The sequence below is a fragment of the Cyanobacteria bacterium GSL.Bin1 genome (assembly GCA_009909085.1).
GTDB lineage: Bacteria > Cyanobacteriota > Cyanobacteriia > Cyanobacteriales > Rubidibacteraceae > Halothece.
In genome coordinates this window covers 18151-41597 of sequence record JAAANX010000114.1, presented here as the reverse complement: position 1 = coordinate 41597, position 23447 = coordinate 18151, and the positions used below count along the sequence as shown (strand labels likewise).

Genomic DNA, 23447 nt, shown 5'->3' with positions numbered 1-23447 from the left:
GCAATATCAAATCAACCTTCATCAAGTTTACAGCAACCAGTTTTCATCTACAAACCTTTTTAAGGGCGCGATCACAATGAGATCAAAAAGGAGCGCGACATAAACGTTGCCAGTGGCGCGATGCCTACGGCTCGGTCTGGCGACCTACGCGTGGGAAACTAGAACTGAAATCGGGACTCACTCGGTCATAGTATTTGGGGGCTTTAATTAAGCTCATAAGGTATTAATAATATCAGCTTTGGTTACTCCTTTATGTCGAGAAACTGCTCGCAAGATACTATTCAACGTCCCCAAGCGCAAAGGATTATGGTTAGGAATACTAATTCTTTGATGACTGGGAATTTCAGTATCCAAAATAATATGACTTCCCTGTTGGTGAACAGTTTTGTAATCCCATTGGCGAGAGAGAATATCCGCGAGATAACTTCCTTTGAGATCTCTAGGAATTTTCATTGAATGACTAACATTTCTTCCTTAAAGAGGTGTAATTTGACTTTCGGACAACTTGGCTGATCAAAATAATATCCTTTAACTGCTTCATTGACATTCACTCTTAATTCTTCCCAACTCTCACCCTGAGTAAAGATATCCTCAGTTAAACATTCGGCAACAAAACCACCATCTTCTTCTTGAGAAACTTCAAAAACAATCACTGAATTCATTTTGACTCCTTTTGCCGATTTTATCTTGACCTCTGATCGGAACGATATTTTTAATTTTACTTTCAGAGCCTCCAGTTTTCATTTAAGATTTTTTCTAACGGCGCGATCAAAATGAGATCAAAAAAGAGCGCTTAGGTCGCCAGACCGAGTGCGAAGCACATCGCGCTGGGTTATTCAGTTCGACGCAACTGCTAGACAGAGTAATACGCTCTCGTTACGGCAATACCAGCCCGATTATTTTCAACAAGAATTGGGTGACAGCGCGATGATCACCCTTGCTAAACATTATGATTGTTGCAACCAGCGTTCCCAATAGACATCTCCAATAAAGCCCAAAAACGAAGCACCAAAATAACTGCTTCTTCTTCTCTTCCTTCACCATGAACATCTTGATAGAAACGAGTTTGTTTCAGGTCAACTTCTGTAAATCCCAACATTGCCTGAACTTCCTCCCTGCTTAAGTTGGGTAGCTTATGTAATATGAAATTAAAGGATATTTCAAGGAACGATCATGACTCAGTTAACCTTAGACCTCAACTCAGTTGTCAAATTGTCTGAAGAACAGTTCTATCAACTTTGCCAAGCTAACCCTGACCTCAAGCTAGAACGTAATGCTAACGGAGACTTAATTGTCATGCCCCCTACAGGAGGAGAAACCGGACGTACCAACTCAAAAATCAATCTGGAACTCGCACTATGGAACGAACAAACCCAACTCGGTGAAGTCTTCGATTCTTCTACTGGCTTTCATCTCCCCAACGGTGCCGACCGTTCCCCCGATGCCTCTTGGGTCAAAAAAAAACGTTGGGATGGCTTGACCTCCGAACAACGTGAGAAATTTTTACCCCTGTGTCCTGATTTTGTTATTGAAATTCTTTCCCCCAGCGATAGCCTTACTAAGACCCAAAAAAAAATGCGAGAGTACATGGATAATGGCTGTCAACTGGGCTGGTTAATTAATCGTAGAAATAAAACTGTTGAAATTTATCGTCCTCAACACCTTCCTGAAGTTTTAGACAAGCCAGACTCTTTGTCAGGGGAGAAGGTCTTACCGGGATTTGTTCTCAATCTTAAAATATTTTGGCATTGAGCAAGCAGCTATTAGTTGATATAACCCAGTTAGGAGAATGATCCATAGAGATAAGACGCAAGGCTCTACGCGCTTTTCCTTAATCTTACCCAAGATAGCAGCGATCGCAGAAGCAAAACTCCAATCGAACCCGTTTTTGGAAAACCCAGTCTTTGTGCTGCCTGTCTCTCGGCGCGATCGTCTGTTTTTCTCCTTTTCTTACCTTTTTAGGCAACAGCCGAAGCGCGATCAGATGCTAGATAACTTAAAGAGCGCGATGATCGCCCTTGCTAAACATTTGATTGTTGCAACCAGCGTTCCAAATCAGCAACTGTAGAAAAATCCAAAAGCGCCTCTGCCAACGCTTCCAACCCCGACACTTTTAAAGACTGAATTTGCTCCACTAAATTGCTGTCCAACTCTCCAAAACGACGATTAAGCAGACGAAGGATCAAAATAACTGCTTCTTCTTCTCTTCCTTCGCCATGAACATCTTAATAGAAACGAGTTTGCTTTAGATCAACTTCTGTAAATCCCAACCTTTCCTGAATCTCCTCCCGACTTAAAATAAGTTAACCCATAAAAATAAACCTAGATTTCCCAATCTTCCAAATTTAAATCTGGCACTCTTTTAAACTCTCTCATATTGTGAGTTACTAAAGTTAAGTTGTTCGTGATCGCGATAGCAGCAATTAATAAATCGTAAGAACCAATTGGGGTCCCCTGAGAAGCTAAATAATTTCTAATTTCTCCTGCCTTGGCTGCTGCTTTATCATCAAAGGGTAAAGAAACAAACAGATCTAAAAATTCCTGTTGTCGTGTTAAATTTTTACTCGGATTTCCACTTCGCATTGCTCCATAGAATAATTCAAACTTTACCACTGAACAAACAGCAATATCATCTGGATGAATTTGTTCCAATCTTTCCCTTAATAAAACTGAGCGTTGGTTTAAATAAATTGCAATAACATTAGTATCTAATAAGTACAACATGAAGGAGAATTACGTCTTAAATATTCCTTGAGCATCATCATCTAATTCTGGAGAAACTCCTCCTTCATCAATAATGATGGGATCATCAGTACAACTCCCCCAAGTTTTTTCAAAAAAACCCGACGGCCACCCTCGCGCTTTCTCTATTTTTTCTTTACCTGTATCAGTTGTCGCTTGAAAAACCACTAGCACCTCTACTTCAGTATTTTGGAGTTCTGTAGGAACCTGAACTTTTAAGATGCCATCATCCCCAATATGGGATTTTAGTTGAATATTTTGCATGGTAGGTTAATTGTTTATTGGTTATTTAAAAAATTGCCCTTAGGCTTCGGGATCAATCCCCAAAGCTCTTAATTATTCAGCTAAACGTTCAGCGCGTTGAGTTGCTTGTTCAGCAGGAGTGAGAATCCAGTTCTGATTTTGGTCGTACCAACGCAACCACAGCCTAGAGATTCCCTGATATTCCCCTTCCCATAATCCTAATCCCAGTTCTGCTTGTTCTAACCAGACTCCATGTCCTTGAATTGATAAGGACTCATAATGACTACCTCTTAACTGAAAGGCTTGGAAGTCATTGTTATAGCGATTAAAGACAAAATAATAGGGAATCCTCAGGATTTGCTCGTAAACCGTCCATTTATTAGGAGGCTGACCCACTTCTCTTAAATTTTGCCCTAAGTCTTCTTTCTCGGTGCCAGGAGAAAGCAATTCTACCACCACAAAGGGATTTGCCCCTTCTTGCCATGTCACATAACTTAAACGGAGATCTTTTTCTTCATAGAGGCGCGATACCCCTAAAACCGCAAACCAGTCGGGGCGTTTATACCACTGGGTATGATGCACATCATAGTAGAAATTCAAATCGCTTGCCGTAAAGACCTGATTATTGGGGTAACTTGGGGGGCGAAAGGTAAGGCGAAGCAATTCAGGCTGGAGAAGATGAAATTCGTCGGGCAAACCAGGTTCCTCTGGATCTTCACTGGGTAAATCATACATGGTGGGCAGGGTTTCTTTTGGGGGAAGGGGAGGATTGCTTTGATACATCATTCATTCCCGTGGTGAAGTTCTCTGTTTATTTTAAATTAGGGTTGGCTTGAAAAAGTGCGATCTGAAGTTTGCTAATCATTTTGCTGACAATGATCAACCACTACATCTCAAAGTGACGCTTGAGTGTCAAATAATAATTGAGGCTGTTTTTGGAAAACCGAGTCTTTGTGCTGACTGTCTCTGGGCGCGATCGTCTGTTTTTCTCCTTATTCTTGCTTTTTTAGACAACAGCCGAAGCGTGATCGGCAGGTAAATAATTTAAAGAGCGCGATGTTCCCTAGGGGAACTGGCGAAGCGATCGCGCTGAAATTTTTTCAAAGGAGGCGATTTTATAACAAGGTTCTCCCTCGCCGTTCATCCATGAGAAGAAGATCTGCTTTCAGTTCAAGAGCAAGGACAATTGCTTCTGCCTCCCCTAAGTGAATATTACTGTTAGCCACTAAAATTTCGTTAACTTTTTGAAGATTTTGAACGGGTCGAGTTTGAATCCAAGAGTATGTTTGAACTTCGGTTGCCCCTGGAACTGCCTTTTTGATATCGGCTTGGGTCAATTCGTTATAGACAGCAACAGGAATAATAATTGACCCATAAAGGAACTGTAACAAGTCTAGTGTTTGGACAGCAGCGAGATTGGTAATGGGAGATGTATCGCTAACAATAATCACAACAATCCTAGGCTTTTTAAGGTTTCTACATCTTGATTGAGTTCTTCAAGATCATAATTAATTGCTAATTTCCTTTTGGCAAGTTCATGTTGAAATTCTAAAACGGTTAACCCTAACCAAGCTCGAACTTTTCCACTACTAATTTTGTTTTGTTTGTAGAGTAACAAAGCCAACTCTATTTTTAATTCTTCTTCGTTTGTTTCAGCAGCCCTTAAAATTTCTTCAGGAATAACAATACTCATTTTGTATCAAATTATTGGTTCTCCTATAAATATATTATCGAAAACTCAACTAAAAAACTCTATTCCTGATGACGGGCTAAAACAAAGGCTTCTGCTTGAATGTCTATTTGTTGCATCACTATCATTGAAATACAATCCGTGAGGCTATACCCTTTATCTAAACGCTGTTCATATAGTTTCAAGCCTAGTTCTCGTAATTGCACATTATAAGAAATTACTTCTATATTTGGCTCTTGTAGCATTTTCTTGTATAAGAGAAGAGCTTTTTGTTTTATGACAAACCCTCTAGAGGAAGCATAGTTAAGAACTTCCTCAACAATGCCATCTGTGGTAATTATTGTTTGATTTGGGTGATTATAAGTATAATTCAGTACAGTTTGATGCCAGTCATCTTTAGGGTTTAATAAAGCAATCCAATAAAAAGTATCAGCAAAAACTGGCTTCATTCTTATCGTTTTGGAGTTCCATAAATATAATGATCATGTTGTTCAGCACTATCAGTAGGCAACTCATTTAAAACCTCTTCAGGAATATCAGCTACTAACTTCTCTGCAAATGCTCCTAACAACTGGGTATTTTCTGATTGCTCATAAGATGAGGAGCGGTGATGTTTAATTTTAGCGAGTAATAAAAAGTCAAACACTTCTTCGGTCACAGGTTGTGGGGCTGTTTCTAATTCTCGGAGTAATTGCTCTTTAATTGTCATAGCTTGGTTTCCTCATGAATTATCTCTCTACCACTAATGTAGCGCAAGGCTCTACGGCTTGCGTGCAGCACCTGGGCAAAATAGAACTAATACCATTTTGAATAATTGGCACTACATAACGATCAACTAAGCCCCCCCTTAATAAGGGGGGGTTGGGGGGATCAACCGTAGCAGGATTTTTTGAAAATGGTATAACGATCATAACTTGAAAGTTGCTAAAATGATTAATAAATCAACTCAGCAGCGATCGTCCATGAACTCTCAATTAGTCAAAGGAATTGTTCAGAAAATCAGGAATCTCTCAACAGAAGAGAAACAGTTGTTGCTTAAAGAATTGCAGCTAAATGAGTATTTAAAACAATGCCTTCAGTCTTTTTCCTCAATCGTTTATGAAGCACTTGATTTAGATTTAAAGCAAGCGCATTACCGTTTCTATCGTCTTAGTGATGAAGATTATTTTAACTTATCAAGCTACACGATTCCTATCAAAAACGATGGTAGATTTTTTACAGCCTTTAATTTAAAGATTGAAACTATAGAATTGCCTAAAATTTACCTTAGTCTAAAACATTTATTTGGAAAAAGTAGTCGTTGTTTTGACGATTATAAATCGAGTTTTACCTTTCCCCTATTTACTGAAATCATTAAACCCAATGCAACTTATAACTATATTATTGTTGTGAGAGATTATAGAGGTAGCATTGATTTTTCTATTCGCCGATGTGTTGAAGAAAAAATTGAACCCATTCAATCAGTCTATCATGAGCCTTATGAACAAGAATTTTCCTTAGAAGAAATCCGTTATTTTGTTAGCTATTTTTGTGGCTACCTTCTGGGACTATGGAAAGTTCTCGATCGCGCTCAAGTTGTACCATTTTATCATGAAATCCAATCAAATAATCTTCTCTATGGCTACAGTGAACAGGAGAGTTATTTTCACTTTGAATATGAAGAAGACGACCAACGCAGCGAAATTTTAGCCAGACTGGGTTTTCCAGAGAAATGATAGGATAAAAAGAAACAGAAATTGGGGGAGAGGATGACAAATGAATTCCTACAAAGCCACAGCAAGACGGCGAAAACAAAGCGCGATCGCGCAAACGGAAAAACGATGGCAACAAGCCAAAATCATTGCTCAACAAGCCTCCGATTTTTTAAAGGAAGAAGGACAACCATTATGAATGGTCGTTATTTAACACTGGCGGGGCGAATTCGTCGCGATCTTAAAGATTTAGAAACAGTACATTGTCATAGCAAGTCATCAGCAAATTACTCAACAGTGGTGGCAAAATCGCAGACTGGCATTTGAATTAGTTGCCTCTCAGTTAGTAGTTCAAGAAGCATCAGTTGGAGACTCTCAAGCAGCACAAAAGCGACTGGCAGTATTAGATGAAGGAATTGATACAGGAGATATTTTAGTTCAAACTAAAACCGAGTTTACTAACCAAGATACATTACGAAGTAGCTATAGCAATCCTAAATGAGTTGTAAATATTCAAATGATAAAGTAAACTCTAGAAATAAATGTCATTCCGACCCAATTTAAGCTTCATGACACAAATCAACGAGTCTTGTGCAACAGATGCTCTAGAAGAGCTAGAAAAATTTATTGCTAGTAATCCGAAAGCAACAGAACTGAAAAGAGCTTTAGCGCTCAAAATGCTGACTCAAGGCTTGAAAACCAAAACCATTCAAGAAACCTTAGGGGTTTCAGCTCCATTTATTAGTAAAGTGAAAGTTCAATATGCTGGGTTTTGGAATTGAAGCCCTGAAGGTCAAATATAAAGGTTCGAGAGGATACCTAAGTCAGCGCGATCGCGCTGCTGTTATCCAGTGGTTACTAATTAAGGACGGCTTATTTTTTACAAATGATTTAGGATTGCTATATGACAAGTTAACTAAGATAGCAATCAATTTATTTCAAAGTTCTTGGTTAAAAATTAGAGATGGAAAAATAAATCCACAGCCTCAGCCCGTTGATGGGTCTGTGCATCGTCTCCGAGATCGAGAGCGTTATCAACATTTACTTATTAACGGATGGGATACACCAGTAGTTAATTTAATCGGAAAGGCTTTGAATAATGTGAGCGAGTAAATTATTAGGATAAGGCTTGCCACGATCGCGCACCACACTCAAAAAGGAGACACTGTTCACGTCCTGATTTTAGCAGAAGGGGCGACCAGTCGGGACCAAAAGCGCGATCGCGCCCAAAGAAGCACTGAACTCTCCGCTTTAGCCCAATCCGCCCAGCAAGCAAAGGAGATTTTAGGGGTTCAGTCCTTAAAATTAATGGATTTTCCTGATAATCGGATGGATCACTGCGATTTACTCGATATTATCAAGGCGATCAAGCCAGCAATTCAAGAACATTCCCCTCAGCGCATTTACACCCACTATCCAGGGGATGTCAACATTGATCATCAACGAGTCAGTGAAGCCGTAATCACTGCAGCGCGATCGACTCCTCATAATCCCACAAAGACCATTCTCTTCTTTGAAGTTCTCTCCAGCACAGAATGGCAGGTTTCCCCAGTTAAAGCTCCCTTTCACCCAAACTGGTTTGTGGATATTTCTGACACCCTGCATCTTAAACGGAAAGCACTGGCAGCTTATGCGTCGGAAATGCGGGCGTTTCCTCATCCAAGATCAGACAGGGCTGTTGAACATTTAGCTCATTGGTGGGGCGCAACAGCAGGAGTAGAAGCAGACGTACTCTCTCACGATAAGCACTTTTCGCAAGAAGGTTTTAATCTTGTGTTTAATTAAAAGATAGTATCCTTTTTCATCATTTCAATTACTCTTTGACTCCCCAAGCCATCAACTAACTGTCTTCCTTTTTCGATCATCTGTTGACGTTTTTGCTGTGCAGAAAGTAACTCAGAAATGGCTGTTGTCAGTTGATTAACTGTTAGTTGTTGATACCAACCTAAACTGATGGTTACTCCCATTTTGCCTAATTTTTGCGCGATCGCGGATGACCTTTATATATCTATATGCTCGTAAAGATCAGCGATCGCAATTTCTATCGAAACAGAGGCTAAAGAAATGGTACTATTAATATCATCATGAAGGGTCAGTAACCAATGGTGATCATCTTGCTTGATGTGCTGTTCTATCTGCACCCGATCTTGTTCAATTAAGAGATATTCTTGAAAGGTGGGAAGACTGCGGTAACTCACAAATTTCTCACTGCGGTCATAGTTCCGAGTTGATTCTGATAAAACTTCCGTAATGAGTAAGGGGTTAGTCAGGGCTGTTTCATCCTGATCAGCGATCATGATCGGTTCTTGAACAACAGTCACATCAGGATAAGTAAACGTAGAATTTTCTGGAATCCATAATCGTTGATCGCTATCAAAAACCCGATAGGATGTATTTCTCAGAGCTAAACCAAGGGCAATAATTAAATTCACTTTAATCGTGTTGTGTCTTGGTGATCCCCCCGCCATTTGTCTAATTGCCCCATTAATATACTCATGACGTTCGATCGCGCTTTTTTCCAACTCAAGATATTCTGCGATTGAATACAGTTGTTGCTCTGTGGTTGATGTCATGCTAATTTTCCCTTGCTTATTCTCTCATCATTTCAATCACTCTTTGACTTCCTAAACCATCAACTAACTGTCTTCCTTTTTCACTCATTTGTTGTCGTTGTTTTTGTGCAGAAAGTAACTCAGAGACTGCTGTTGTCAGTTGGTGAACCGTTAGTTGTTGATACCAGCCTAAACTAATGGTTATTCCCATTTTGCCTAATTGCTGCGCGATCGCGCTTTGATTGTCTGCAACAGTAATAATCACACTAGGTAACCCCATAAACGCTAATTCCCAATTGGTTGATCCTCCTGCTGCAATGGCAAGATCAGCCCACGCCATCCACTCTGGCATATTAGTGACATTCTGCTTCAGTGTCATCGAGACGGGAGACGCTTGCGCCACGCCCTGCAACTGGTCATAATGGGGATTGCTTCCTCCCACAATTACTACTGTTTCTAATCCTTCTCTTTCCATAGCAGATAAAGCCTGCATTACCTTCAGCGTTACATTGTCTGGATCAGCGCCACCAAGAGTTACTAAAACCTTACACGCAGTTGGAGAAATCTCTCGTTTCCAGTTTCGCCATTGCCAAAACTCGCGTCTTAAGAGAGCATACTTTGTTCCTAATAATAACTGAGTCTGGTTGTCTCGATGAGGATATAAATTCTCATTCGCACCAAGGTTTTGATTTAAAACTAAATCAGCCGAATAATGTTCAGCGTGTCCATAATCATCAATAAACAGCACCTTTAATCCTGTTGCTTTTAACTGTTGCTGATAGTTTCTTCCAAATTGATACCCATCCACCACAACCCAAGAAACCCCTAATTTTTGAGCTAAAGCAATAACGGCTTCTCCATCTTCTCTGCTTCCCGATGTGACAGATAATTGATGAATGGTTATTCCTTCTGTTTCCAAGCGGGTTTGTAATTTTCCGATGTCTGTTGCAACCGCAAAGATGGCATTTCCCCCTAAATTTTGCCATGCTTGAGCAAGTGCTAAGCAGCGCATTATATGACCACTTCCGATCGCGATCGAGGCTTCGACTCGGAATAAGAAATTGAGTTGAGTTGGAGTTATCATTGGGAGTTATTTTCTGGCTCTGGAAAAAACGTTTCACTCAGGATTTCTTCTAAGGAAAAAGGACAGGCTTCAGGAAATTTTTCATCAGGTAAATCAGTTTCAATAATTGCTAAGTCTCTGGCTTCTTCCCAACTTTCTCTCATCGCTTCTTCTAAACGAGATTTGAGACCAGGATTGCGTCGCAGGAGTTTCGCGATCGCTGTTCTTTGTACGCGAATCGTCGCTCGCCAACTGTTTGTTCGTTTCCAGTATTGAACTTGCCATTTTAACAAGTGAGCTATTAACTGCATCAAACGAGATTCAAGTTGATCATAGTGACGCTTTCCCAAGTCTTCTAACTCCTCGATTAAATGGGGTAAATCCAACTGATCAAATTTTTTGTGACTTAAGAGACTTGCTTGCTGTTGCACCCAAGTATAAAAGTCTTGTTCATAGAGAGATGTATTCATTTTTATTATCTTTTTTCTAGTAAAAACCAAGTGATATCATCTTGAGGAAAGTTATAATCGCGATGATAAACTGTCACCCCCCCCATTTTTTCTAGTTCTTCAACTGCTTTTTGATTGACTTCAATTACTGATAGTTTAACTTGGGGTAAAAGTTGCTTAATTGCTTTTAATTTTAAACCAATATTAGCTCCAATTTCGAGTAAAGAATCGATGCCATTTGTTCTATACAAAATTTTAGAAAAGAGAGCAATATTACTTGCTATAGAGAAGTCACCACGATTTCTTATAACATAATCATCTCCGAAAGTTCCTGACCAAAATTTCTCTTGCTCGGTTTTATAGCTTGTCATCATTTTACTCTCCATATTTTTCCTGTTCAACATGAGCATTAATTTTTTGCCACTCAGGATGCTCTTTTAATAAATTGAGACAATCTTCCATGGTACAATTTGGCTTTTGAGGATAAACTGCTTCTAAAATTCTCTTGATCAATTCAAAATCTTCTTGTGTATCAACTGTCCAACGATGATGACTATGATTTTCTGAGTTAAGAACTGGTATAAGATTAAAACGTTCTGGTCGATGGAGTATAAAAGGAGTGACGTGCTCTTGATCGGGCTGCGCGATCGCGTCTGAGTAGGCTTTAGAAAGGCTTTCAAAGGAAAAAACTTCTGTATCCATTCCTCTGGGATATGTTCGTTCTAAAGCATTAGAAACATAATCACATTGAGGCTGGTGATCAAAATAGGTTTGAATAACGCGATCGCGATGAATCACAGTAACTGTAGAAACTCTTGCAAAGTTAAGAATTGAGTCGCTGTCGTCATTATCATCCCTCCTCTTTACCTTTAGTTAAGATTTCGACAAGAGTTTGATGTTCAGGCGAGTTTATCCCTTGCTGAAGCACCGTTAACACTTGTTGTCGATTTCCTGTTAAAAGAGCAGAAACATCCAACCATAATCCCGAAAAGAAGGGACTTTTTAAGATTCCTGATGAATCCATTGTTTGCAGTTGATAGTTCCCCTCCGCCAGCACATACCAACGGAATGCCTTGTCTTCCACTAACCAAACTAAGTATTCCCGAACCCCATGCCGACGATAAACCTGCAATTTATCATGTAAATCATAGGAAACACTGCTTCCAGCAATTTCTACAATTAATTCGGGTGCGCCCTCTAGATAATCATCGTCGCTGATGCGGGAAGTCCCACCTAAAGATTCATCAAGACGCAGCAGCGCATCGGGTTGCGGTTCATTATCAAGGTCTAAGCGCACAGTTGTATTATCTGCGACATACACTCCCAGAGTCGCTGCACTATAAACCCATAACCAACCCATAATGTCGCTGTGGGGTTGACCATGTTGTTGATATCTTAAGGGAGATGGCACGTAAACGACTCCTTCGATTAATTCTGCTTTTTTCAGATTTGGCATCTGATGATACCGACGTTCAAATTCAGGACGGGTTACGCGATCGCCGTTTTCTAATCTAGGGATTTGATCAACTTTACTATTCTGCATATTGAAATCTAAATCTATAGATGAGGAATGTTTTAGATTTTTGACCTTAAAGTGTTTACTTGTCTCTGGCTAAGGTTTGGATAAATGCTTGATGGTCTGCTGAATTGATCCCTTGCTGAAGCACTGTTAACACCTGCTGCCGATTTCCTGTTAAAAGAGCAGAAACATCCAACCATAATCCTGAAAAAAAGGGGCTTTTTAAGATTCCTGATGAATCCATTGTTTGCAGTTGATAGTTCCCCTCCGCCAGCACATACCAACGGAATGCCTTGTCTTCCACTAACCAAACTAAGTATTCCCGAACCCCATGCCGACGATAAACCTGCAATTTATCATGTAAATCATAGGAAACACTGCTTCCAGCAATTTCTACAATTAATTCGGGTGCGCCCTCTAGATAATCATCGTCGCTGATGCGGGAAGTCCCACCTAAAGATTCATCAAGACGCAGCAGCGCATCGGGTTGCGGTTCATTATCAAGGTCAAGACGCACAGTTGTATTATCTGCAGTTTCTAGTCCTGGAGTGGCTACGGCATAAATTTCGAGCCAGGTTATGATTTGACTGTGCGGTCTGCCATGTCGGTTGTAGCGCAGGGGAGATGGCACGTAAACGACTCCTTCGATTAGTTCTGCTTTTTTCAGATTGGGCATCTGATGATACCGCTGTTCAAATTCAGGACGGGTTACGCGATCGCCGTTTTCTAGTCTGGGGATTTGATCAACTTTATTGGTCTGCATGATTCTGAACCCACTGGCGAAATTGTTTTAAGGTTGCAGTTTCTCCAATTTCTAAACTTTGCTGAATTAATTGGGGAATTTGCTTTAAATCTAAGAACGGAAATATTTTACTCTGATCAACTTCTCGATAGGTATTACTCGATTCTTCGAGAATAAATACCGTTAGTTTCTCTCCATCATATTGCCAAAATTCAGGGACTCTAAAATTAGCATAAATTGGCAGTTTATTTAAAGAACCACTGGTAATATCAACTTCTAAAATTAAATCAGGAGGCGGATCACTTTCTAAATCAATGTCTTGTTTGCTTCTGACTCGGAATTCATTTTTGATGTAATAGCAGGAATCTGGTTCTACTCCTTGTTGAAGGGGTTGAGACTTTAAAGTTAATGAGCCAAACTTTTTGAGATTAAGACCTAGTTCATCAGTAATTGCCCGAATTAAATCATCAATAAAACGGTTATTACTTTCATGCTTTCCTAGTGGACTCATTATTTGTAAGGTTTTCTGATAGTAAGTTAAACGTTTATTTCGGTTATCTCCTAACTCTTCTAAAAGTTGATTAAATGTCTCCCAACTAACAGGATGTAACTGAATATATTGTTCCGCGATTGAGGGGTCTAAGGTTGTTGTCATAATTTCAAGAAGGATTGACCTTTTACTTGAATTTTGATGTTTCTATTTTAGCCAAAGGATAGCTTTCAATTCAGGCTTTATTTTAAAATTTGTCGTAACGTCTGGATTACCCGATTCTGATCGGCTTCTGTTAACGCAGAATACAACGGAATACTAATCGCTTCTCGGTAATATTGTTCCGCTTCAGGAAAATCCCTCCACTTAAATCCCAACTGTTGGTAATAAGGCTGAGTATGCACAGGAATATAATGTAAATTCACACCAATTTGAGCCTCTCTTAATTCCTGAAAGACCTGTTGCTGGCTTTTCTGTATTTTTTCTAACTGCAAACGAATGATATAGGACTTACGCATTGACAAAAACACAAAAATATGGGTTGGCATATTTAGTGTATTTTGATACAAGACCTACCCTTTCTAAGCGCGATCGCGCCATCAATTTCCTTTCTAAAAGTACCTTGGGAAACGACTGGGGAGACTTCCGCCTTTGCTGATAAAGGGAAACCCGATTCAGTAAGCGGTGTCGCTGAACCAGTAACGGTGTGAGCAGGAATCACCTTCCTTCTAGGGTAGTAAGGATGTCAATATATCTTTAAAGGGCTTCATGTCATTCAAACAGGAATTAATGGGTATGAAGCCAAAATTAGCATCATCCGAGAAGCCGGGCGCTCTTATTTCACTTTTTCCTGGCTTTATTCTTTCTTTAACGGCATAACTCCTGACTCATTTCTCTGGTGATATTTCAGATTATTAATGGACAAAATCCCTCAGGTTAATAGTTGCGATCATTTTATTGTTTGTGGACTGGGTTCCCTCGGTCAACATTGTGTGGTCGCTTTAAAGAAGTTTGGCGTCAGCATTACCGCGATCAAGCAAATTGAACCCCGACAGTGGGAAATTCCTCATTTACCCAGTTTGTTAACCGATTTAGTCATTGGCGATTGTCGAGATGCAGAAATCCTTGAAGCAGCAAAAATCGGAAATTCTCGGGCTTTACTGATTGTTACCAGTAATGAACAGATTAATGCAGAAACAGCAGTTGCTGCTCGTTCCCAATGTTCTCACACCCGCTTGGTCATTCGTTCCGGACAAGATAATCTCAACCAACTTTTAAGAGAACATTTAGGGAATTTTATTGCCTTTGAACCGACTCAACTTTCTGCTGATGCCTTTGCCTTAGCGGCGTTGGGAACAGAGACCCAAGGCTTCTTTTACCTGAATACCGAAAAGGATAGTGAACAACCACTCTTTCGAGTGATTAAACGCCAGATTCAACCGAGTGATCAGTGGTGCAATCAACGAACGTTACAAGAATTAAATACTCAAAAGCGAAAACTTTTAGCCTATCAACCTTTCTTATCTTCTCAATTGACTGGTTTATTCTATGATTGGCATCCTGAAAAACTGCTAGAGGCAGGCGATATAGTGATTTATATTCAGATCGAAGACTGGTTAACTTCTGATTCTTTTTTACTGGATTACCCGTCTCAGAAAAGAAAATCTTTTCCCCAGAAAATTACCCTTTCTGTACTCAAAAAACAGTTACAAAACCTTTATCAGAGAATCCTCAAGTTGCCAGTGCGTCGTGTTGCTCTCATCTGCGGCGGAATTGTTATCAGTTTAATTGCAATGGGAACTTTGATCTTATGGGTTTACCTTCCTAACACCACTTTTTTGTCATCTTTTTATGCCACAGTGGTTTTATTATTAGGCGGGTATGCTGATTTATTTGGAGATCTAGAAGCGAGTGAGCAAATTCAGTGGTGGTTACGACTGTTTAGTCTCAGTTTAACTTTAGCAGGAACGGCTTTAGTCGGAGTTTTATATGCTTTAGTCACAGAAGCTCTCTTATCTTCAAAGTTTGAACTATCGCAACGTCGTCCTCCAATTCCTAAACGAGATCAGATTGTAATTATTGGGATTGGTCGTGTTGGAAGAAGGGTAGCAAGGCTGTTACTGGACTTAAAACAATATTTATTAGGAATTCCACTCAATTCAGAGTTTGATTCCAATATTTTGCCAGAAATGCCAATGCTTTTTGGTAATTTAAAGGAATCCCTTAACCAGGCCCATCTAGAAGGGGCAAAAAGTGTCATTGTCGGAACCGGCGATGAAATGTTGAACCTAGAAATTAGTTTAACCATTCATCGCATTAATCCTGATTGTCAATTAGTGGTTCGGACCTTTGAACAACGATTGAGTCAAAACTTATCACAGTTACTTCCTCAAGCCATTATTCTCTGTGCTTATGCCGTTGCTGCTGAAGCTTTTGCCGGTGCAGCATTTGGAGAAAATATTATTAAGTTGTTGCGGTTGAATCAGCAAACCATTTTAGTAACAGAATACGAAATTGAAGAAAAAGATACTCTCGATGGATTACTCTTAGCTGATATTGCTTATGGTTATAATGTTGTGCCGATTTTACATCAAAAAGACGGACAACTGGTGAAATTTATGCCGTCAGATGATGTGCGGTTAATGGTACGCGATCGCTTAGTTGTTCTTGCGACAATGGAAGGACTGAAACGAGTCGAAGTTGGTCAACTCGATACGAGTGGAAAAAGTTGGCAAGTACAAATCCAAAAAGCAAGAACCGCTGATGCGTTATTTGAAGGGGGAAATATTTTAGTCCGAGTCATCGGTTGTTCTTTAAATGAAGCTCGAGAAATGATGAGCGATCTGCCAAAAGTAATACCGATAAAATTATATCAGCACCAAGCACAGCGCCTGATCCGGGAACTTAGAAGGGTCAGAGTAAAAGCAAATCTTATTAATGGGAAAAAGCTGAAGGATTAAGAAGAGACCATGAGTATCTGGCACCAATTAGAGGTCCGAGAAGTCCTAGAAAAGCTCGGTAGCAACGCATCGTCCGGACTGAGTGATCTCGAAGCATCCCGTCGCCTCAAACATTATGGTCTCAATGAACGGCGCGAGCCGCAATTCAAGAGTCCCTGGCGTATCTTGTGGGAGCAATTGAACGAAGTCTTGGTCATGCTGCTGATCGTTGCTGCCATCATTTCAGCTTTTCTAGGAAATTATAAAGATGGATTAGGCATTGGCATGATCGTCCTTCTCATTACTGGTTTGGGTTTCACTCAAGAATATCGAGCGCAAAAGGCGATCGCCAAACTCAGACAGCTCGCTGTTCCCACCGTCAGCGTTCGTCGCAGCGATCGCGAGCAGGAACTTTCCGCACGACAACTCGTACCCGGCGATATCATCGTCCTCGAAGGCGGAGAGCTAGTGCCAGCCGACTGCCGACTGCTGGAAAATTGGGGCTTGCGAACTGCCGAAGCTGCTTTGACTGGGGTAGCCGAACCAGTGGATAAAGATACAGAGGCTTTACCGGGAAAAGATTTAGGGATTGACAAGCGATGCAATATGGTCTACTCCGGAACTATCGTCACCTACGGACGCGCTCGGGCGATCGTTACCGAAACGGGAATGAATACCCAATCCGGTCATATTGCCAGCCTGATGGAGAAGGTAGAACCGGAAGCGACCCCGTTACAAAAGCGTCTGGCTCGACTGGGAGGTCAATTAGCAATCGCTTCCCTTGCTCTGGTGGGAGCGATCTTAATTTTAGGACTGCTGCGGGGAGAGGACGTCCGGTTAATGTTTCTAACCGCGATCGCTTTAGTTGTAGCCGCCTTACCCGAAGGTCTACCCGCCGTCGTGACAATTGCCCTCGCCTTAGGCGCGCAGAAGATGCTCAAAAGACGCGCTCTCGTCCGCCATTTGCCGGCTGTCGAAGTCCTCGGTTCGGTGACGACGATTTGTTCTGGCAAGACGGGCACCCTCACCCAAAACCGTATGACTGTAACCGTACTGGACGTGGCGGGACATCGGCTAGACTTAACAGCCCGGTTGCACTCTTATTCTCCCCTACTGGAAAACGAGCGAGAACAACCACTTCTACTCAGTCAGCCACCCGCTTTATCTTTCTTGTTAGCTAGTGCGATCTTGTGCAATGATGCTTCTCTAGAACCCGACCCTGATGAACCGCGCTCTTGGCAAGCGGTAGGCGATCCTACTGAAAGTGCTTTGCTAATGGCAGCTGCTCGCCAGGGACTTTGGCAAACCGAACTCGAACAAGCCCTTCCCCGCGTGAATCAAGTTCCGTCTAATTTCAGACGGCAACGAATGACCACTGTTCACAAAATTCCCTCCGCCTTTTCTTTTCCCGTTGCTTTAGAAGCGGTCTGGTATTGGAGTCAAGCGACGATGGCCGAAGCAGAATATGTTGCCTTCACCAAAGGTAAGATTGGCAGTTTGCTTTCTGTATGCGAATGGATTTGGGTAGATGGCGGGGCTAAACCCCTCGATGGCAACTGGCGCGAACGGATTAGGGAAGCCAAACGTCAGTTCACCCAAAAAGGTCTGAGGGTGCTGGGAGTTGCTTTTCGACTCTTACCCTCCGCTCCCACCCCTGCTCTAGAAGACCTGGAGAGGGAGCTAATCTTCATCGGGTTGGTGGGCATTGACGATCCGATGCGACCTGAAGCCCGAGCAGCCATTCTCGGCTGTCACAGAGCTGGCATCCGTCCGGTGCTGGTTACTGGCGATCGCGCCAAAACCGCCGGTCATGTTGCCCGAGAGTTAGCTCTGGCTCGCGAGCACTTCATCTTGACTGATAAAGAACTTGATCGCTTGAGCGAGATTGAATTAACCGGCGCAGTGTCAGAGGTTTCTGTTTATGCCAGAGTTTCTCCAGAACAAAAGTTGCGTATCGTTCGCGCTCTCCAAAAACAGGGGCAAATTGTCGCTATGACTGGGGATGGCATCAACGACGGTCCCGCTTTGAAGGCAGCCGATATTGGTGTGGCAATGGGCATTAACGGGACTGATGTCGCTAGAGAGGCAGCAGATCTGGTTTTGCTTGATGATAACTTCGCTACGATTGTGGCTGCTGTTCAAGAGGGGCGAGTCATCTACGACAACATTCGTAAGTTTATCAAGTATCTGTTAAGTAGTAATGTGGGGGAACTTTGGGTGATGCTCCTGGCTCCTTTTCTGGGAATGCCCCTACCGCTGCTACCGCTGCAAATTCTTTGGATTAACTTGACCACAGATGGTCTGCCTGCTTTGGCTTTGAGTGTGGAACCGGCAGAACGAGGGACCATGAATCGTCCCCCCTACTCGCCGACAGAGGATTTCTTCGGTCGAGGCATGGGTCGGGACATCATTTGGATCGGTTTGTTGCTGGGGATTATATGCCTCGGTACGGGCTATGGATACTGGCTTGGCAACCGCCAGGAATGGCAGACCATGTTATTTACCGTCTTGACTCTCTCGCAGATGGGGAATGCCCTGGCAATTCGCTCGGAGCGAGACTCACTTTTCCAGATTGGTTTGCTTTCCAATCAACCGCTTTGGGGAGCAATCCTCTTAACTTTCGGGCTGCAACTGGCAGTCATTTACGTTCCTTTCTTACAACAAATTTTTGGCACAGTAGCCTTGGGAGAGATAGACCTATTACTTAGCCTTGCTTTGAGTACCTTAGTTTTTTGGGGCGTAGAGTTGAAGAAGTGGTTAATTCGTCGGAGACTCAGAAAATATTGAAGGTTATCTCTAGAAGTTTTTACTTAACCATAATCTTATCTTTACCAAAATAGTTTACGCTTTTATAGTGTTTGGGTGAATCTGACTAAATTAAGTTCAATAATCAATAGCCTCTAACAAAGTTGAGATTGGTCTGAAACCTGTCATTAATTTGTTTTTTTGTAACAATTTTTACAATTTTATCTAAACTAAGCAGTGTTTTTTATTTTAAATTTACAGTAGAACTATGAAGCAAAAAATGTATAAAGCTCGCTTTCAACGATTGAGTTTTGTTGTGTTTTCCGCAATTTTAGCAGCAGGTGTAACAGCTTGTGGCGGTGGTAATAGTACTAGCCCGACTGAGGAGGGAGAGAGTGTTTTCAGCGAGAATATTTCCCTGACCGGGGCAGGAGCGTCTTTTCCGGCTCCTGTCTATCAAAACTGGGCCGTCGAGATGAACAAGAAGTACCCGCAACTACAGGTAAACTATCAGTCAGTCGGTAGCGGTGCCGGTGTTGAACAATTTACGTCTGAGACGGTCGATTTTGGTGCCAGTGATGTTGCAATGACAGATGAGGAAATCGGTAATATCGATAGAGGTGTTATCTTGTTGCCAATGACGGCTGGCAGTATTGTCCTCACCTATAATGTACCCGGTGTCGAGTCAGGTCTCAAGCTCACCCGAGATGCCTATACCAATATCCTGCTCGGCAATATTACCAATTGGAATGACCCGGCAATTGCTGAAGCGAACCCTAATGTTGAACTACCGGAGCAGAAAATTACGGTAGTTCACCGTTCTGACGGTAGCGGGACAACAGGAGTCTTTACCAAACACCTGAGTGCCATTAGCGAAGAATGGACAAAAGAAATCGGGGAAGGAAAGAGTGTTGAGTGGCCCACCACCAAAGGAACTTTTGTTGGGGGAAAAGGCAATGAAGGGGTAACCGCTCAAGTACAGCAAACGGTAGGCGCGATCGGATACGTGGAGTATGGGTATGCAGTCAACAACAATCTAGCAACAGCATCCCTAGAGAATGCCTCTGGCAATTTCATTGAAGCTAACGATGAAACGGCATCTGCTACCTTAGCGGCAGTTGAACTGCCGGAAAACCTCCGGGCTTTTATCACTGATCCTGAAGGCGAAGAATCTTACCCAGTTGTAACCTATACTTGGATGATGGCTTATCAGGATTATAGCGATGCCTCGAAAGCGAAAGCCATGGAAGTGATGATTGAGTATGGTCTTAACGAAGGGCAAGAGATCTCTCCTCAATTAGGCTATATCGCTCTTCCTAAAAATGTCAGAGAACGCGTCGCTGAAGCAGCCGATCAGATCAGTCCTGATTACACCATTACAATCCGATAACTTTAAAGTTTTTTTGGGAAGTTAAATGATCTTTCTTCCTTTTTTTTCAAAGCTCCCAGATCATTTTGTAAGGAAGCGAGGCTATCGTGACTGCCAAGACATCATCATCATTACCTCCTGAGAGAGGTCGCTCAAACACTGAGAAGAAATTTGACCAGATTTTTGCGGGTGCAACTGCTGCTTTTGCCATTGCCATTGGTTTACTCTTAGCAGCTATTGCTATTGTTGTTTTCATTCAGGCTCTACCTGCTGTTCAAGAATTTGGGCTCGGCTTCCTGGTCACTAGTGCTTGGAATCCGGTTGAAGGACGAGAGCTATATGGGGCACTACCAATGATTTACGGTACCCTAGTTAGTTCTCTAATTGCGCTGATCATTGCTGTCCCTTTAGGTCTAGGAACTGCAATTTTTTTGAGCGAGGATTTTATTCCGCTTCAGATTCGCACCGTGCTCGTTTTCTTGGTGGAGTTACTGGCAGCCATTCCCAGCGTCGTTTATGGTTTATGGGGAATTTTTGTCCTAATTCCGTTTCTTAAGGTGATTGGGGACTGGTTACATGGTAATTTTGGCTGGATTCCTCTGTTTAGAACCTCTCCAGTCGGACCGGGGATGCTCCCAGCAGGGGTGATTTTAGCGATTATGGTTTTACCCATTATTACTGCGATTTCTCGAGATTCGCTTGCTGCGTTACCGCCTCAACTACGACAAGGTTCTTTAGGTCTAGGAGCTAGCCGTTGGGGCACCATTTTTCGAGTCTTAATTCCAGCTGCCTTTTCCGGTATTGTTGGCGGTACAATGCTGGCTTTGGGTCGAGCGATGGGTGAAACCATGGCAGCGACCATGATTATCGGGAACTCAAATCAATTAAATATTTCAATTTTAGCTCCTGCCAATACGATCGCTTCCCTCTTAGCAAACCAATTCGCGGAAGCAAAAGGAATGCAGGTGTCTGCCTTGATGTATGCAGCATTTGTGCTGGTCGTGATGACATTAGTTGTCAATGTGTTAGCACAGATGATTGTGAATCGAGTTCAGGCCAAGTACCAGTAGTAGTCAATATATTTTTTTGAGGTGTTGATGTGGCTAACTCTCCCAGTCCCCCAATTGAAACCTTTGATATTCAGGGGCTCAAAAAAAATACGTCAAACAGTAGAACCATTTTTAATATCGTCATGACGACCTTGGCCAGCTTATGTATGGTGGGAACATTAATCCCGCTGGTCTTGGTGCTGGCTTTGGTCCTCGTGCGTGGAATTGGTCGGCTCGATTTGAACCTGTTTACGCAGCTTCCGCCCCCGCCCGGTTTAGAGGGAGGAGGAATTGCCAATGCTATTTTAGGAACCCTGATTGTAGTTTTAATCGCAACCCTTATTTCTGTTCCTTTTGGCATTATGACAGCCATTTATCTGGCAGAATTTAGCGAAGGGAGCAAACTAGCTGAAAATGTACGGTTTGCAACTAACGTTTTAAGCGGTGTTCCGTCGATTATTGCTGGGGTTTTTGTTTACGCACTTTTAGTTCGTTCTGGCTGGACTGGATATTCTGCTGTCGCAGGGGGAGTGGCGTTGTCGATCTTGATGCTGCCGACGATTATTCGGACCACTGATGAGGCTTTGAAGATCGTTCCTCAAGAAGTCCGTTGGGCTTCAGTGGGAGTCGGTGCATCGAATTATCAAACGGTCTTAACCGTTGTTCTCCCGGCTGCTATACCAGCTATTATTACTGGGGTTACCTTAGCAATTGCTCGGGCAGCTGGAGAGACAGCACCGCTAATTTTCACTGCTCTATTTTCTCAGTTTTGGCCCAATGGTATTTTTAATCCTATTGCTAGCTTAGCAGTACTGGTTTACAACTTTGCCATTGTTCCCTTTGAGCCGCAGCAGGAGTTGGCTTGGGCAGGCGCATTTATTCTAGTGCTGCTGGTTCTAGCCACTAGTATCGCCGCTCGCTTGGCAACGCGACGCAGAACTTATTAAAAACACTGCCCTACTGAAAAAAAACGAGTACTAATGTCTAACCCTGAAACAGCTAACACATCGTACAACTCCGAAACAGCTAAAACACTTGCCTTAGCAACTGACGTTGTTTTGCGGGCTAAAGCATGTGATATTTACTACGGCAACTATAAAGCAGTACGTGATGTTTCCCTGGATATCCCTAGAAACAAAATCACCGCCTTGATCGGTCCCTCGGGTTGTGGTAAAAGCACGGTACTGCGCTGCTTTAATCGATTGAATGACTTAATCAACGGTTTTCGCCTTGACGGTGAGATTACTTACCATGGTCAAGATATCTATGCCAAAGATATCGACCCCATTGAGGTTCGTCGCCGGATTGGCATGGTATTTCAGCAACCTAATCCTTTTCCCAAATCGATCTATGACAATATCGCTTATGGTGCTAGGGTCAGTAACTATAGCGGCGATCTCGACGAATTAGTGGAGAATTCTCTAAGACGAGCTGCCCTCTGGGATGAAGTCAAGGACAAACTGCAAGAAAACGGATTTGCCTTATCCGGTGGACAGCAGCAGCGACTCTGTATTGCTCGCACCATTGCCATCAATCCGGAAGTGGTGCTAATGGACGAACCCTGCTCTGCCTTAGACCCCATTTCCACCCTGAAGGTGGAGGAGTTAATGAAAGAGCTCGCGGAAAACTACACGATTATTATCGTCACTCACAATATGCAGCAAGCCACCCGGGTGGCTGATTACACCGCCTTTTTTAATGCTGTTGCGACAGAAAGTGGCGGTAAAGTGGGCTATTTGGCTGAGTATGACGAGACGAGAGTGATCTTCGAGGAGGCTCAGCAAGAAGTAACACGGGATTATGTGTCTGGTCGCTTCGGCTAGTTGCAGTTGCTTTCTTTCTGGTAAGGGAATTGTTTCGCGGCAAGATTTAGAGTCAGTTATCATCAAATATAGATTTCGAGTGCTTGTTTGTAATCGGCAGCTGCTTTCTGTTGCTTTGTTAATAGAAGCGAGGGCTTGTTGGTGTTTGTCTAAATCAGACAAGATATTTGCGCGATCGCGCCATGCTTCATAAAAATCAGGATTAATCGTAGTAGCTTTCTCAAATGCAGCTGCGGCTTGTTGAAATTTTTCCTGAGCCCCTTGATAATCTTGTTCCTCAGATTCCAAGTCTTGTTTGTTTCTTTTTGTTTTGATAGTTGTTGTTTCGTTTCTACTCTTTC

32 protein-coding genes and 3 pseudogenes are annotated in these 23447 nt (G+C 42.2%); 13 read left to right on the top strand and 22 right to left on the bottom strand.

Going from position 1 to position 23447, the window contains the following annotated elements; all coding sequences use genetic code 11:
• Positions 1-213: 213 nt before the first annotated feature.
• The 3 genes from GVY04_15410 to GVY04_15400 all read right to left on the bottom strand — a co-directional run bounded on the left by GVY04_15410 (position 214) and on the right by GVY04_15400 (position 1099).
• On the bottom strand, positions 214-453 hold the full coding sequence (locus GVY04_15410; protein ID NBD17467.1) for an addiction module toxin, HicA family: 240 nt from the start codon (positions 451-453) through the stop codon (positions 214-216).
• The gene (locus tag GVY04_15405; protein ID NBD17466.1) at positions 450-662 is read right to left on the bottom strand and encodes a 2-phospho-L-lactate guanylyltransferase; all 213 of its coding nucleotides are present in this window, start codon (positions 660-662) and stop codon (positions 450-452) included. Before GVY04_15405 ends, GVY04_15410 begins: the two co-directional genes overlap by 4 nt.
• Before the next feature lie 278 nt (positions 663-940).
• Positions 941-1099: a hypothetical protein gene (locus GVY04_15400; GenBank protein ID NBD17465.1), complete on the bottom strand. Its 159-nt coding sequence runs from the start codon at positions 1097-1099 to the stop codon at positions 941-943.
• A gap of 74 nt (positions 1100-1173) precedes the next feature.
• Between GVY04_15400 and GVY04_15395 the strand changes: the two genes are divergently transcribed.
• Entirely contained in the window at positions 1174-1752 is a 579-nt protein-coding gene (locus GVY04_15395) for a Uma2 family endonuclease (GenBank protein NBD17464.1), read from the top strand.
• A 37-nt stretch (positions 1753-1789) separates the two neighbouring features.
• On the top strand, positions 1790-2068 hold the full coding sequence (locus GVY04_15390; GenBank protein NBD17463.1) for a hypothetical protein: 279 nt from the start codon (positions 1790-1792) through the stop codon (positions 2066-2068).
• On the opposite strand, the gene GVY04_15385 is transcribed toward GVY04_15390, so the two are convergent.
• The 8 genes and pseudogenes from GVY04_15385 to GVY04_15350 form a co-directional block, all read right to left on the bottom strand.
• Positions 2022-2189, bottom strand: a complete 168-nt coding sequence (locus GVY04_15385; protein NBD17462.1) for a DUF4351 domain-containing protein — start codon at positions 2187-2189, stop codon at positions 2022-2024. The genes GVY04_15390 and GVY04_15385 overlap by 47 nt on opposite strands.
• A gap of 133 nt (positions 2190-2322) precedes the next feature.
• Positions 2323-2724: a PIN domain-containing protein gene (locus GVY04_15380; GenBank protein NBD17461.1), complete on the bottom strand. Its 402-nt coding sequence runs from the start codon at positions 2722-2724 to the stop codon at positions 2323-2325.
• A 9-nt stretch (positions 2725-2733) separates the two neighbouring features.
• The gene (locus GVY04_15375) at positions 2734-3006 is read right to left on the bottom strand and encodes a hypothetical protein (GenBank protein NBD17460.1); all 273 of its coding nucleotides are present in this window, start codon (positions 3004-3006) and stop codon (positions 2734-2736) included.
• 72 nt (positions 3007-3078) lie between these two features.
• Complete coding sequence (locus GVY04_15370) at positions 3079-3768, bottom strand: hypothetical protein (GenBank protein NBD17459.1); 690 nt, start codon at positions 3766-3768, stop codon at positions 3079-3081.
• A 344-nt stretch (positions 3769-4112) separates the two neighbouring features.
• A pseudogene (locus GVY04_15365) lies at positions 4113-4436 on the bottom strand (DUF3368 domain-containing protein).
• Entirely contained in the window at positions 4433-4678 is a 246-nt protein-coding gene (locus tag GVY04_15360; GenBank protein ID NBD17458.1) for a UPF0175 family protein, read from the bottom strand. Before GVY04_15360 ends, GVY04_15365 begins: the two are co-directional and overlap by 4 nt.
• A gap of 59 nt (positions 4679-4737) precedes the next feature.
• A complete protein-coding gene (locus GVY04_15355; protein NBD17457.1) occupies positions 4738-5124 on the bottom strand; it encodes a nucleic acid-binding protein in 387 nt (128 codons plus the stop codon).
• A 2-nt stretch (positions 5125-5126) separates the two neighbouring features.
• A complete protein-coding gene (locus GVY04_15350) occupies positions 5127-5384 on the bottom strand; it encodes a hypothetical protein (GenBank protein NBD17456.1) in 258 nt (85 codons plus the stop codon).
• A 205-nt stretch (positions 5385-5589) separates the two neighbouring features.
• Here GVY04_15350 and GVY04_15345 point away from each other — a divergent pair, with 205 nt between their 5' ends.
• From GVY04_15345 to GVY04_15330, 4 genes and pseudogenes are all read left to right on the top strand, one after another.
• The gene (locus GVY04_15345) at positions 5590-6390 is read left to right on the top strand and encodes a hypothetical protein (protein ID NBD17455.1); all 801 of its coding nucleotides are present in this window, start codon (positions 5590-5592) and stop codon (positions 6388-6390) included.
• 545 nt (positions 6391-6935) lie between these two features.
• On the top strand, positions 6936-7148 hold the full coding sequence (locus GVY04_15340) for a hypothetical protein (protein ID NBD17454.1): 213 nt from the start codon (positions 6936-6938) through the stop codon (positions 7146-7148).
• Between the two features lie 97 nt (positions 7149-7245).
• A pseudogene (locus tag GVY04_15335) lies at positions 7246-7479 on the top strand (formyl transferase).
• Positions 7480-8151, top strand: coding sequence for a PIG-L family deacetylase (locus tag GVY04_15330; GenBank protein NBD17453.1), 672 nt, complete (start codon positions 7480-7482; stop codon positions 8149-8151).
• Here GVY04_15330 and GVY04_15325 read toward each other — a convergent pair.
• The 10 genes and pseudogenes from GVY04_15325 to GVY04_15280 form a co-directional block, all read right to left on the bottom strand.
• Complete coding sequence (locus GVY04_15325; protein ID NBD17452.1) at positions 8148-8333, bottom strand: hypothetical protein; 186 nt, start codon at positions 8331-8333, stop codon at positions 8148-8150. The two genes, GVY04_15330 and GVY04_15325, sit on opposite strands and share 4 nt — an antisense overlap.
• A 33-nt stretch (positions 8334-8366) precedes the next feature.
• Positions 8367-8939, bottom strand: coding sequence for a Uma2 family endonuclease (locus tag GVY04_15320; protein ID NBD17451.1), 573 nt, complete (start codon positions 8937-8939; stop codon positions 8367-8369).
• Between the two features lie 16 nt (positions 8940-8955).
• A complete protein-coding gene (pseG, locus tag GVY04_15315) occupies positions 8956-10002 on the bottom strand; it encodes a UDP-2,4-diacetamido-2,4,6-trideoxy-beta-L-altropyranose hydrolase (protein NBD17450.1) in 1047 nt (348 codons plus the stop codon).
• Positions 9999-10451: a DUF29 family protein gene (locus GVY04_15310; protein NBD17449.1), complete on the bottom strand. Its 453-nt coding sequence runs from the start codon at positions 10449-10451 to the stop codon at positions 9999-10001. The genes pseG and GVY04_15310 overlap by 4 nt, the downstream gene beginning before the upstream one ends.
• Before the next feature lie 5 nt (positions 10452-10456).
• Positions 10457-10801, bottom strand: a complete 345-nt coding sequence (locus GVY04_15305) for a hypothetical protein (GenBank protein NBD17448.1) — start codon at positions 10799-10801, stop codon at positions 10457-10459.
• 4 nt (positions 10802-10805) lie between these two features.
• On the bottom strand, positions 10806-11228 hold the full coding sequence (locus GVY04_15300) for a hypothetical protein (GenBank protein ID NBD17447.1): 423 nt from the start codon (positions 11226-11228) through the stop codon (positions 10806-10808).
• A 52-nt stretch (positions 11229-11280) separates the two neighbouring features.
• On the bottom strand, positions 11281-11973 hold the full coding sequence (locus GVY04_15295; protein NBD17446.1) for a Uma2 family endonuclease: 693 nt from the start codon (positions 11971-11973) through the stop codon (positions 11281-11283).
• A gap of 55 nt (positions 11974-12028) precedes the next feature.
• Positions 12029-12712 carry a Uma2 family endonuclease gene (locus tag GVY04_15290; protein ID NBD17445.1) on the bottom strand — a complete coding sequence of 228 codons (684 nt, stop codon included), beginning with the start codon at positions 12710-12712 and terminating at the stop codon, positions 12029-12031.
• Entirely contained in the window at positions 12699-13346 is a 648-nt protein-coding gene (locus GVY04_15285; GenBank protein ID NBD17444.1) for a Uma2 family endonuclease, read from the bottom strand. Before GVY04_15285 ends, GVY04_15290 begins: the two co-directional genes overlap by 14 nt.
• 77 nt (positions 13347-13423) lie before the next feature.
• Positions 13424-13687: pseudogene (locus GVY04_15280) on the bottom strand (UDP-4-amino-4,6-dideoxy-N-acetyl-beta-L-altrosamine transaminase).
• A gap of 54 nt (positions 13688-13741) precedes the next feature.
• On the opposite strand from GVY04_15280, the gene GVY04_15275 reads away from it, so the two are divergent.
• The 7 genes from GVY04_15275 (at position 13742) to pstB (ending at position 23106) form a co-directional block, all read left to right on the top strand.
• Positions 13742-13891, top strand: coding sequence for a hypothetical protein (locus GVY04_15275; GenBank protein ID NBD17443.1), 150 nt, complete (start codon positions 13742-13744; stop codon positions 13889-13891).
• Positions 13892-14098: 207 nt separating this feature from the next.
• A complete protein-coding gene (locus tag GVY04_15270; protein NBD17442.1) occupies positions 14099-16141 on the top strand; it encodes a potassium transporter TrkA in 2043 nt (680 codons plus the stop codon).
• Positions 16142-16150: 9 nt separating this feature from the next.
• A complete protein-coding gene (locus GVY04_15265) occupies positions 16151-18907 on the top strand; it encodes an HAD-IC family P-type ATPase (protein ID NBD17441.1) in 2757 nt (918 codons plus the stop codon).
• A 238-nt stretch (positions 18908-19145) separates the two neighbouring features.
• Entirely contained in the window at positions 19146-20255 is a 1110-nt protein-coding gene (pstS, locus tag GVY04_15260) for a phosphate ABC transporter substrate-binding protein PstS (GenBank protein ID NBD17440.1), read from the top strand.
• Positions 20256-20341: 86 nt separating this feature from the next.
• Complete coding sequence (pstC, locus tag GVY04_15255) at positions 20342-21304, top strand: phosphate ABC transporter permease subunit PstC (protein NBD17439.1); 963 nt, start codon at positions 20342-20344, stop codon at positions 21302-21304.
• Positions 21305-21426: 122 nt separating this feature from the next.
• Positions 21427-22230 (top strand): phosphate ABC transporter permease PstA, encoded by an 804-nt coding sequence (pstA, locus tag GVY04_15250; protein NBD17438.1) that lies wholly within the window; start codon positions 21427-21429, stop codon positions 22228-22230.
• A 33-nt stretch (positions 22231-22263) separates the two neighbouring features.
• Positions 22264-23106, top strand: coding sequence for a phosphate ABC transporter ATP-binding protein (gene pstB / locus GVY04_15245; protein ID NBD17437.1), 843 nt, complete (start codon positions 22264-22266; stop codon positions 23104-23106).
• On the opposite strand, the gene GVY04_15240 is transcribed toward pstB, so the two are convergent.
• Complete coding sequence (locus tag GVY04_15240; GenBank protein ID NBD17436.1) at positions 22888-23394, bottom strand: tetratricopeptide repeat protein; 507 nt, start codon at positions 23392-23394, stop codon at positions 22888-22890. The genes pstB and GVY04_15240 overlap by 219 nt on opposite strands.
• Positions 23395-23447 lie beyond the last annotated feature (53 nt).